Below are 2,324 nucleotides of genomic sequence, written 5' to 3'. Positions count from 1 at the left end.
GAAAAAAATAGCTTCAAAAAACAATCGAAATACTTGCGGTCCTTTAAAAACAGAATCTCAGACTGAAAGTGCCGTATTTTTCAACGGCCTGCTAATGGGGTGATCTTCAGCCCGGAATCGGTGATGATGGCATCGGGAAGTTCATTGGCCAATGCCAAACGGTTTACCGTGCTCAGTTGTCGTTCGAACAACTGCAACCGATCATGCAGGTATTGTTCGCAATCCGGATTGACGGCGACCGGCAATACTTTTGCCTGTTTGAGCGCCTGGAATTTCTGAGGCGGCAACAGATAGTCGTCAAAGTCGCGGAATTGCCGGGAACCCTGTACCCAGATGTCGCCGGAACGGAGCGCGTTTTTCAGTTCGGTGAGCGCACAGATTTCATAGAAGCGGCGGTCAAACCCTTGGTCGGCCTGTACCAGCGACTTCCAGCGCGGTTTGATAAAAGCCGTCGGCACATCAATCGGCACTTTGCGTGTGCCGGTACTGTTCATAGTGCGGAGCACCGCAATGGCATCCAACACATCCTGCGCCGCCGGTGCCGCTCGTAATGTCAGCACGTCCAGGAAATCCGACGTGTAGCGGCGGAGGGTGCTGAATTGCTCAGCAATCAAGTGTAAATAATCGAATGCTGCGGGCTTGGCCAGTTGATCCGCTTCAATGATGCTTTGCTGGAAGTCGTCCCAGGAAATAACAGACTCGATTGCGGCATAAGGATCGTTATCCGATTGCTTGGCATCCAACAAGGCATGGCCGATTTTTGAAAGTAACCGTACCTTGTCGTTGATCGCCTTGCCCTGTTGTTGGAACTGATGTTGATGCTTGTGCTTGGCTGCGCTGAATAATTTCAACAGGATGCGGTCGTGTAGATCGATAATTTCGTCGGTAATGGTAGCCGAGCTTTCCAAGGTCACAGCCACGAGCGTGGCGTATCGGCGCTCGCTTTCAAACTTGCCGAGGTCCTGCGGTGTCATTTGCCCACCTTCGCGCGCGATTTTTAATAGCCGGTTCTGGTGAATGTGCCGACCCATGCCGTCCGGCAAGGCAATTGCCTGAAAGGTTTTCAGGCGCTCGATGTGCTCCAGCATATAGCGGGAATTGGGCTTCAAAGGCGATTGGCGTAGCCAAATCAACCAAGTCGTGTTGGAATCCGGCTTGATTTTCAGCAGCTCGTCGAGCCGCTGTCGATGTAGCGCCGTAAGCGGCTGGGCCAACGCCTGGTAGATGCTGCGATTCGCGCGAGTGATGGCTTCGGCACAGGCTCGCTCGATCACGGTAAGCGTTGGTAGAATCACTTTGCGTTGGCGTAGTGCTTCCAAGGCATGATCCGCTAACACCACACCCTTATCGGTTTGCATGGCAAGATCGGCCAGCGTCTTCACCAGAAAACGGAAATCGGATAAACCGAAGGCCGATAATCCAAGATAGCCGCGCAGTTCCTGGAAATGTTCACGCCGCGTTTCATCGCGCTCGCCGTATTTTCGCCAAGCGCCGGGATCGGTCTTGATTTGGCTAGCTATCCAATGGATCACCGGTTCCGCGACCGTCGCTTGAGTAGCTAACGCGTAACCAGGGTAGCGAAGCAGGCAGAGTTGCACCGCGAATCCTAGGCGATTGGCATCGCCCCGGCGCTGGCGAATCAGGGCCCTGTCGGACTCGTTGAAAGTGTAATGGCGGATCAGGTCGTCTTGAGTATCGGGCAAGGCCAGCAAACTGACCCGTTCCGTCACGGACAAAACCGAGCGCCTGGACATGATTACTCAGTGGTTTTCAAATATTGGTATAGGGTTTCGCGACTAATGCCATACTCGCGGGCCAACTTGGCTTTCTGCTCGCCCGTGCCGGCTCGCTTTTGTAACTCTTCTCTTTGCTCGGTCGATAGCGCTTTCTTGCGCCCCCGGTAAGCGCCGCGCTGTTTGGCCAATGCAATGCCTTCGCGCTGCCGTTCGCGGATCAAAGCCCGTTCGAACTCGGCAAACGCCCCCATCACCGACAGCAATAAATTGGCCATCGGCGAATCTTCGCCGGTGAACGTCAGACACTCCTTGACGAACTCGATGCGCACACCGCGTTGGGTTAACTGCTGAACCAAGCGCCGCAGGTCATCCAGATTTCTCGCCAAGCGGTCCATGCTATGCACGACGACCGTATCGCCCTCTCGGACAAACGCCAGCAGTTCTTCCAAGGCCGGACGTTCGGTATCTTTGCCGGACGCCTTATCGGTAAAAACTGTCAATGACGGAGCAAAAAGGTACCAGCATAGCGCGCGAAAAGTGTACCAGTTAGGTTAATAAAAAAGAGGGATTTAACCTCTGGTTTTAGCG

Annotated in this window: 2 pseudogenes; both read right to left on the bottom strand. The window is 54.0% G+C overall.

Annotation, left to right across the window (positions count from 1 at the left end):
* Nucleotides 1-92: 92 nt before the first annotated feature.
* A pseudogene (locus BLW34_RS15185) lies at nucleotides 93-1,754 on the bottom strand (Tn3 family transposase); the annotation flags it as partial.
* Between the two features lie 2 nt (nucleotides 1,755-1,756).
* Nucleotides 1,757-2,230: pseudogene (locus tag BLW34_RS15180) on the bottom strand (recombinase family protein); the annotation flags it as partial.
* Nucleotides 2,231-2,324: the final 94 nt, after the last annotated feature.

This window comes from Nitrosomonas sp. Nm58 (assembly GCF_900107335.1).
Classification (GTDB): Bacteria; Pseudomonadota; Gammaproteobacteria; order Burkholderiales; family Nitrosomonadaceae; genus Nitrosomonas.
The sequence above is the reverse complement of the archived record's forward strand: the minus strand, read 5'-3'. Positions and strand labels throughout refer to the sequence as shown.